Source organism: Corynebacterium sp. UMB0012, assembly GCF_030216265.1.
Taxonomy (GTDB): Bacteria; Actinomycetota; Actinomycetes; order Mycobacteriales; family Mycobacteriaceae; genus Corynebacterium.
In genome coordinates this window covers 20431-27685 of the sequence record NZ_JASOKQ010000028.1, presented here as the reverse complement: position 1 = coordinate 27685, position 7255 = coordinate 20431, and the positions used below count along the sequence as shown (strand labels likewise).

Sequence of the window (7255 nt, the reverse complement as noted above, 5' to 3'; positions counted from 1 at the left end):
GCAATATCGAAATCAGACCCTTGAAGCCCTAACCGCCTAGAATTAAACCAGTCCAACTTTCGGGGGCCAGTTCACAAAGGCCGTGGGAGGCGGCTTTGGCGTATCTTATTTGCCCTACGTGCGATAATGGGCGGCGTGAGTACCCAAGCTGATACCTATGCCGTCATTACCACCACTGGGCCGGACAAGCCCGGGGTCTCGGCGGCCTTCTTCCGCGTGTTGGCGTCTTATAGCGCCGCGCTTGTCGACGTCGAACAGGCCATCTTTTCCGGCCGCATCACCCTCGCTGCCCATACCCGCATTCCCCGTACGCGCGCCGAGCAGATTGAACAAGGTTTGCGCAATACCTTGAGCATCTACGGGCAGCAGGTATCCGTGGACGTGCGGGAGGAGGAATCTAACGCACGAGCTCGCTCCACGCATGCGGTGGTCCTCATGGGAACGGAAGTAACCGCTCACCACGTAGAGGAGGTCGCCCGCGTATTGGCTAACTTTGATGCCAATATCGATCGCATCCGCGGGCTTTCCACTTCTCCGCTGACCGGGCTGGAGCTTTCCTTGTCCCTTGATGGTTCCGCGGCACCTGTACGCCAGGCGCTGGCAGAGCTCGCACAGCAAATTGGCATCGATATTGCCATCGAGCCGGCGGGTCTGGGCCGGCGCTCCAAGCGCCTCGTCTGCTTCGACTGCGACAGCACCCTCATTCAAGGCGAGGTCATCGAGATGCTGGCCGCGCACGCCGGCAAGGAGGAAGAGGTTGCCGCCATCACGGCCCGGGCTATGCGCGGCGAATTGGACTTTGAGGAGTCCCTGCGCGAGCGCGTGGCCGTTTTGGCCGGCCTGGATGCTTCCATCATTGATGAGGTAGCCCGCGAGATTCAGCTGACCCCCGGTGCCCGCGAGACTATTGCCACGCTCAACCGCATCGGTTATCGCACCGCTGTGGTCTCGGGCGGGTTCATTCAAGTCCTGGAGGGACTAGCCGCAGAAATGCAACTAGATTACGTCCGCGCCAATACCTTGGAAATCGCCGATGGCAAGCTCACCGGCCGCGTAACCGGCAAGGTGGTTGACCGCAAGGCCAAGGAGGAATTCCTGCGGGAATTCGCCGCAGATTCCGGGGTAGGCATGCGCCAGACGGTCGCCGTGGGCGATGGTGCCAATGACATCGATATGATTACCGCCGCGGGACTGGGCATCGCCTTTAACGCTAAGCCGGCGCTGCAAGAAGTGGCGGATACCTCGGTAAATCACCGGCGGCTGGATGAAGTACTACAGATTTTGGGAATCCCGGCCGAGGAAGTTGTGCGTGGATAAGTTTGAAATCGCCCACCAGCGCTTGGTAGAAGCTTGTGACTCGCGCTCGTGGCGCGATGACCCAGAAAACCCTGACGAGCCCTCCACCATCCAAGCGATGCAGATTGCGCTTAACCTGCCAAAGCAGGAGCCGCCGGCGCGCACGGAGGTGCTGGAGGCGGCCGCCAGCGCCGTTGTGGCCGTGTGCTTGGACGAGCGCGCGGGGGAGGACGGGGCCTTCGCCCACGCCCTGGGCCAGTGGTACGGCCACCGCATCCGCAAGATCGCCCGCCGGGCCCGCAATAAGGCCTGGCGCGATGTGCAGAGCCTGCCCGGCGTGACCGTGGCGGACCGTGCCCGGGCCTTTGCGCCTTCGGCCGTGGGGGAGGTGGATCCGCTCATCAGCAAGCTGCAAATCGGTCACACTGACCTTGCCTATGATGAGCCAGGAGCCCCGCTTGGCGACGCCCCCGTCATCTACGTCGACCGCAGCCTCGACATGTCTGCGGGCAAGGCCGCAGCGCAGGTGGGCCACGGTTCGATGATGCTCGCCGCGGCGATGTCGGAGGAGGAGGCTCGTGCTTGGGCCGACACCGGTTTTAAGCTTTCGGTGCGCGAGGTGTCTGGCGAAGATTTTCGCACGGCCTGCGCGCAGGACGGCGCCGTGGTCATCGTGGACGCCGGGTTCACGGAGATTGCGCCCGACTCGGCTACCGTGTGCGCCCTGCGGCGACTAATCGCTTAAGCGCGCCGCGCACCGTATCCGGGTCGGTGGTTTGCCAAAAGCGCGGCATGGAGGCCTTGAGGAAGCTGCCGTAGCGCTTATACTCCAAGCGGTTATCGAGCACGGCCACCACTCCGCGGTCGGTCACGTGGCGCAGCAGGCGGCCTGCGCCCTGTGCCATGAGCAAGGCGGCGTGGTTGGCGGAAACCTCCATGAACCCGGAGCGGCCCGCAGCATCGGCTGCCTGGGCGCGCGCCTGCATCAGGGGATCGTCCGGCCGGGGGAACGGAATGCGGTCGATGATGACCAGCGAACAGGCCGGCCCCGGCACGTCCACGCCTTGCCACAGGGTAAGCGTGCCGAAGAGGCAGGAGTTTTCCTTCTGGGAGAACTTCTCTACCAGTGCGCCGATGGAATCCTCGCCTTGCACGAAAAGGTCAAAGGGGATGCGCGGCTTGAGGGCGGTAGCCGCCTCTTCTGCCGCGCGGCGGGCGGAGAACAGGCCAAGCGTGCGCCCGCCGGCGGCCATAATGAGCTCATAGATCTCATCGATGGTTTCTTTGGGCAGGCCATCGCGGCCCGGCGCGGGCAGGTGCTTGGCGGTGTACAGGATGCCGGATTTGGCTGGGTCGAAAGGCGTGCCCGCGTCCAAGGTGTCGTAGGTGCCGCTCGGCATGCCCCACTGGGCGGCCATGGCATCGAAGCGTCCACCGAGGGCGAGGGTGGCCGAGGTCAACACCACCGTTTGCTCCCCAAAGAGGTTCTCGCGCAGCATGTGGGCGATGGATAGGGGAGCCACGGCGAGGGTCTCGGCGTCGCTGCGCGGATCGCGCTCGAGCCAGACGACGTCGTCTTGCTTGGCCGGGTCATCGGTGGCGAAAACCTCCAGCATGCGCGCCACGGCCTGCGCGAGGTCGGAGAGGTGGTTGCTCAAGTTTTGGCGCTCGGCGTTTTTCTCCGGATCGTCGGTGGCTTCGCCTTCTGGTGCGCGAGAAATGAGGGACTTAACGCGCAGGAATTCGTCGGCAAGCGCGCGCAGGTGGCCCTGTGAGGTTTCATCTAAGTCGGTCCAACGGCCTGGCTCTTGGATTTTCATCAGGTCATCAAATTCCTCGGCCAAGTCCGAGAGGTTGCCGGCATTACCCAGCGACTTCGCGCGGTTGGCGGCCATCTTGATGGCGCGGGTAGTAATCTCCGCGGTAGAAACGGAGGTGATGCGGCCGTCGAGCTCGTGGGCCTCATCGATAATGGCGACGTCGTGCTCAGGCAAGATATTTGCCTCAGAAACCGCGTCGATGGCGAGCATGGCGTGGTTGGTGACCACGATGTCGACGTCGGCAGCCGCCCTGCGAGCCTCTTCCGCAAAGCAATCCGGCCCGTGCGGGCAGCGCGAAGCGCCCAAGCACTCGTTGGAGGTTACCGATACCGCCCGCCACACCACGTCCGGCACGCCCGGCTCTAGATCATCGCGGTCACCAGTGTCAGTTTCCTGCGCCCACTCGTGGATACGGCGCACGGCCTTGCCGCGGTGGGAGATCTCGGATTCGTCGATAAGTGCTTCCGGATCATCCGGGGTAGCCGCAATCTTATTCATGCACAGGTAGTTATTGCGGCCCTTCATGATGGCGAAGGTGGGCGTACGCTCCATGACAGGGGCGAGCGCCTCAGTAAGCCGCGGCAGATCGCGCTCCACCAGCTGGCGCTGCAAGGCTAGGGTAGCGGTAGAGACGATGACGGTGGACCCCGAGTTCATCGCATGCCGGATAGCCGGGACCAAGTAGGCCAAGGATTTACCGGTACCGGTACCGGCCTGCACTGCCAGGTGGCGCTCCTTTTCGAGCGCAGCCGAGACGGCGGTGGCCATGCGCACCTGGCCTTCGCGCCGGCTGCCGCCCAGCGCGTCAACGGCCTTGCCCAGCAGCGTTTCCGTGTCGAGGTTTAGGGGCTCATCTGCGTGCTCACTCACCCCACACAGTCTAGCGGCCTACTTTTTAAAGCCCACCATCCGCGTGGGTACGGCCGCCTCATCGCGCGAGAGCGCCAGGCCTTCCCATGGCAGGGTCTTGCGGGCCTGATCCAGATACTCGCGGGAGGCATGCAGATCCGGCAGTCCGTCGACGATGTGGCCATCGCGCATGAGCGGAATGGTCATCTCGCGGGTATCGAGCTGGCCGGTATCCGGCGCCGGTGCCTCAAAGGGGTAGACGATTTCCTCCACGGCGACGCCGGAGGAACGGTAGGTGCGTAGCGCGCGCTTGGCACCGCCGACGGATTGCTTGGAAGTAGAGCGCTTGGCCACTGGGATGCCATCTACCTCCACTACCTTGTAGACCATGCCGGCTGTAGGCGCGCCGGAGCCGGTGACCACGGACGTGCCGACGCCGTAGACATCGACCGGATCGCCGCGCAGGCCGGCAATGGCGAACTCGTCGAGGTCAGAGGAGACCACGATATTGGTATTGTGGTTGCCCAAATCATCCAGCTGCTTGCGCACGCGGCGGGTAACCGCACCAAGGTCACCGGAATCGATGCGGACCCCACCTAGCTGCGGGCCACCTACCTTCACTGCGGTCTCGACGCCCTTTGTGATGTCATAGGTATCGACCAACAGAGTGGTGTCTACGCCAAGGGTGTCGATCTGGGAGCGGAAGGCGGCCTCTTCGTTCGGGGTGCCATCCGGGTTGGTATGCGCCAAGGTCCAGGAGTGGGCGGCAGTGCCGGAGACCGGAATGCCGTAGCGGTAGCCTGCCTCCAGGTTGGAGGTGGCATCGAACCCGGCCAGGTAGGCCGCGCGGGCGGAGGTTACCGCCGCATACTCGTGAGTGCGGCGCGATCCCATCTCGATGATGGGCCGGCCGTCGGCCGCCGTGACCATGCGGGAAGCGGCCGAAGCCACTGCGGAATCGGCGTTCATGATGGACAAGATGACGGTCTCCAAAACCAAGCACTCCCCAAAGGTGCCGCGCACCGTCAGGATGGGGGAGTTGGGGAAATAAAGCTCGCCCTCGCGGTAACCGTCAATCTGCCCGGAGAAGCGATAGTGGCGCAGGTACTCCTTAGTCTGCTCATCCAGGAAGTCCATCTCCGCTAACTGATTGGCCGAAAAACGGAAATCCTCCACTGCGCGCAGGACGCGCTCGGTGCCTGCAACGACGCCATAGCGGCGCTCATTGGGCAGGCGGCGGCTGAATACCTCGCAGGTGACCTGGCGGTTTGCCGAGCCATCGCGCAGCGCGGCCTGGAGCATCGTTAGCTCATATTTATCCGTGAGCAGTGCAGTAGAGCGATCATTAGGGATAGCTTTGTCATTCACGGGAGTGATAATACCCACTGACTAGGTGGTTTTCAGGGGTTTAGATTCTTTGGCGCCGGAATGTGCGAAGCCAGATTGCGCGGGCCCACAATAGATTCCCAAATATGGTTAGGCTAGAGGGCATGAAGGCGCAATTTCCTGTAGTCCGGATGAGCTCTCCGATGGCTACGCCCGAATTGGATGAAGAACTCGACGTAGACGTAGCCACGAGCGAGAACCTGCCGTGGATGTGCATCGTGTGGGATGACCCCGTCAACTTGATGAGCTACGTGTCCTATGTATTCCAAACCGTGTTGGGCTATGACAAGAAGCGAGCCAATGAACTCATGATGCAGGTCCACACCGAGGGCAAGGCCGCCGTGTCCAGCGGCGAGCGCGACAAGATCGAAGCGGACGTGAAAAAGCTCCAGATCGCAGGTCTGTGGGCAACGATGCAGCAGGCAGGTTAAATAGATGCAACCGTGGAAGAAAAAGAAGTCCCTCATGCGCGCGCCGAAGATCACGGCCGTATTCGAACCGATGGAGCGCGAGGTACTAGGAGATCTCACCGCCACTGTTTCAGAGGCGATCATTAAGCGCGCCCAGTCCGCGCCTAAGGACGAACTGGCAGAGATGCTGGATATGCCTACCGGCCACACCGAAGCCCCGGACGATCCCTCGCTGGCCCGTCTCTTCCCGGACTTTGAAATGCCCGGCGATGAGGAATATGAAGGCGATGCATCATTGCTGCGCTCCCTGCATGAAAACGACATTGCGCGCGCAAAGCTGGAAAACCTGCAGGTAATTGGCTCTGCCCTCGGACCTACCGGTGGGGTAGAGGTCACCATCAACGAGCAAGAGGCCCAGGCCTTCGTTGCTGGCCTCAACGACCTCCGCCTCTTTGTCGCGGCGGGCGATGTGGCCGATAACAACCTGATGTCTGACCGCGACAGCCTCGTGGAATGGCTGGCGTTCTGTCAAGATTCGCTGCTGCAGGTGCTGATGGACTAATGCTGGACGGCATGAGCATTGGGCACTATAGCGGCACCGATACCGGAGTCACGGTGCTCTACTGCGGGCCTGGCGGAGCGCTCGGCAGCGTCGATGTGCGCGGCGGCGGCCCAGGCACCCGCGAAACGGATCTTTTACAGCCGTATAATACGGTCGAGCGCGTCCACGCCGTGGTGTTAGCAGGCGGTTCTGCTTTTGGCCTGGCCGCTGCCGACGGCGTGATGAATGAGCTGGCAGAGAGGGGGATCGGCTTTCCCGTCTTTGGTGAGGATAAGCCTGGGCCGCGCGTGCCCATCGTTCCCGGCGCCGTCATTTTTGACCTGCTGGTCGGGCCTTCCCGCCCCGGGCCGGAAGAAGGCGCGGCCGCGTTGCGAGCTGCCCTTGCGGACAACGATGAATCCATGGGTTCGGTGGGAGCCGGAGTAGGAGCCACTGCTGGCAAACTGCGCGGCGGCTTCGGGCTGGCCACGCGCCGGGTGGGTGACTACGAGGTCAGCGCCGCGATGGTTGCCAACCCTGTGGGCGAGGTCATTGAGCCGCAGTCCGGCCGCCTGTACGGCGCGCCGGGGCGCACCGCGGTCAATGCTGCCGCCTACCGCGCCTTGCCGCACCCTGCGGAGTCCAAGCTCAATACCACCATCGGCGCCGTGCTTACCGACGCCCCCGTTACCACCGCCCAAGCCCAGCGCCTGGCCATGACTGCCCACGACGGCATCGCCCGTGCGGTGCGTCCTGCGCATTCGCCGCTGGATGGGGACACGATCTTTACCCTGTCCACCGCCAAGCGCCCGGCCGAACTGAGTACGCAGATGGTAACCCAGCTGTGTGCCGCGGCCGCCGACGCCGTGGAAGAAGCCATCGTCAACGCGGTCACCGCCGCCAACCCCGGCCTAGGCTTGAGCGCGTACCGCGATCTGCTGGACTAAGATAAG

The 7255-nt window shown here is 63.1% G+C and carries 7 protein-coding genes; 5 read left to right on the top strand and 2 right to left on the bottom strand.

Going from position 1 to position 7255, the window contains the following annotated elements:
- The first annotated feature begins 126 nt into the window (after positions 1 to 126).
- The gene (serB, locus tag QP324_RS10800) at positions 127 to 1317 is read left to right on the top strand and encodes a phosphoserine phosphatase SerB (RefSeq protein WP_284816035.1); all 1191 of its coding nucleotides are present in this window, start codon (positions 127 to 129) and stop codon (positions 1315 to 1317) included.
- Positions 1310 to 2041 (top strand): aminoacyl-tRNA hydrolase, encoded by a 732-nt coding sequence (locus QP324_RS10795; protein ID WP_284816034.1) that lies wholly within the window; start codon positions 1310 to 1312, stop codon positions 2039 to 2041. Before serB ends, QP324_RS10795 begins: the two co-directional genes overlap by 8 nt.
- Here the strand turns inward: QP324_RS10795 and QP324_RS10790 are convergent.
- Together QP324_RS10790 and QP324_RS10785 are read right to left on the bottom strand one after the other, a co-directional pair.
- Positions 2007 to 3986 carry an ATP-dependent DNA helicase gene (locus tag QP324_RS10790; protein WP_284816033.1) on the bottom strand — a complete coding sequence of 660 codons (1980 nt, stop codon included), beginning with the start codon at positions 3984 to 3986 and terminating at the stop codon, positions 2007 to 2009. The two genes, QP324_RS10795 and QP324_RS10790, sit on opposite strands and share 35 nt — an antisense overlap.
- A gap of 18 nt (positions 3987 to 4004) precedes the next feature.
- Positions 4005 to 5333, bottom strand: a complete 1329-nt coding sequence (locus tag QP324_RS10785) for a nicotinate phosphoribosyltransferase (RefSeq protein ID WP_284816032.1) — start codon at positions 5331 to 5333, stop codon at positions 4005 to 4007.
- A 122-nt stretch (positions 5334 to 5455) separates the two neighbouring features.
- Here QP324_RS10785 and clpS point away from each other — a divergent pair, with 122 nt between their 5' ends.
- The 3 genes from clpS to QP324_RS10770 are packed head-to-tail and all read left to right on the top strand — an operon-like array spanning position 5456 to position 7249.
- The gene (gene clpS, locus QP324_RS10780; protein WP_005323948.1) at positions 5456 to 5782 is read left to right on the top strand and encodes an ATP-dependent Clp protease adapter ClpS; all 327 of its coding nucleotides are present in this window, start codon (positions 5456 to 5458) and stop codon (positions 5780 to 5782) included.
- Positions 5783 to 5786: 4 nt separating this feature from the next.
- Complete coding sequence (locus QP324_RS10775) at positions 5787 to 6323, top strand: DUF2017 domain-containing protein (RefSeq protein WP_005327313.1); 537 nt, start codon at positions 5787 to 5789, stop codon at positions 6321 to 6323.
- Complete coding sequence (locus QP324_RS10770) at positions 6323 to 7249, top strand: P1 family peptidase (protein ID WP_284816036.1); 927 nt, start codon at positions 6323 to 6325, stop codon at positions 7247 to 7249. Before QP324_RS10775 ends, QP324_RS10770 begins: the two co-directional genes overlap by 1 nt.
- The last annotated feature ends 6 nt before the right edge of the window (positions 7250 to 7255 follow it).